This is a genomic window from Micromonospora sp. U21 (genome assembly GCF_018070045.1).
Taxonomy (GTDB): Bacteria; Actinomycetota; Actinomycetes; order Mycobacteriales; family Micromonosporaceae; genus Micromonospora.
Genome location: NZ_JAGPYK010000088.1, coordinates 1 through 969, shown reverse-complemented (window position 1 = coordinate 969; position 969 = coordinate 1). Strand labels below are relative to the sequence as shown.

Sequence of the window (969 nt, the reverse complement as noted above, 5' to 3'; positions counted from 1 at the left end):
AGTGGTCGCGCAAATAGGTGGGCTTCATGGTCGGCGGGTGGGGCGGGTGTCCCATCGGTACAAGATCCACGCCTGGCGGATGAGGCTACGGATGGTGATGATGGCGTCGGCGAGGTCGAAGTAGGCGTTGACCACGTCTTCTTTGCGTTCGTAGCAGCGTTGCAGCCGGTTGAAGGCGTTGTGCCAGGCGTTCGTGCGCTCAACGTGCCACCGCCGGGTGGCCTGGATCGGGGCTTTGACGCCCTTGCGGGCGATCTCGCCGGTCAGCCTGCGTGCGGTGAGCAGGTCGCGGGTCTTCTGGGAGTCGTACCCGGCATCCAGGTGCACGGTAATGGTGCCGGGCAGCGGGCCGAGGTCATCGAGCCGGTCCAGCGTGGATTCCAGCAGCGGGGAGTCGTGGCGGTGGGCGCCGGCCAGGACGCGGCCCAGTGGGATGCCGCGGGCCTCGACCATGACCGAACGTTTCATGCCTTGCTTGCCGCGGTCGACCGGTGAACGGCCGGCGACCTCGCCACCGCCGGGCGCCTTGGTGATGCATCCATCGACGGCGAGGTCGTCCAGTAGCAGTCCGACGAGACGGTCGTAGGCGTTCAGCGCGATCGTCTTGAGTTGGGCGAACACGCCCAACTGGATCCACTCGTCGCGGCGGTTGCGGATCGTGGTGGCCGAACAGGTGGAGTCGGCGATGCCCTGGTAGGAGCAGCCGAACCGCAGCACCTGCAGCAACTTGTCGAACACGATCCGGTCGGCGATACGCCGGCGGTGACAGCCCAGCGGATGGGTGGGATCGGTAGCGGAACGGGGTGGCAGCAGCGCGGCGAACTGGTCCCACAAGGGGTCGCTCAGCCATGATGGGACAGCGGGCACAGGCGTTCCAGTGATCACTAGGCGTAGGAACCTTCATGATCACTGATGCCTGTGCCCGCCTCCTACCCGGCTCATCCCCGCTGACCTATTTGCGCGCCCTCT

Annotated in this window: 1 protein-coding gene; it reads right to left on the bottom strand. The window is 66.4% G+C overall.

Features of this window, described 5'->3' with window-relative positions:
* Positions 1-24: 24 nt before the first annotated feature.
* Complete coding sequence (locus tag KBX63_RS34870) at positions 25-867, bottom strand: IS5 family transposase (RefSeq protein WP_210918681.1); 843 nt, start codon at positions 865-867, stop codon at positions 25-27.
* Positions 868-969: the final 102 nt, after the last annotated feature.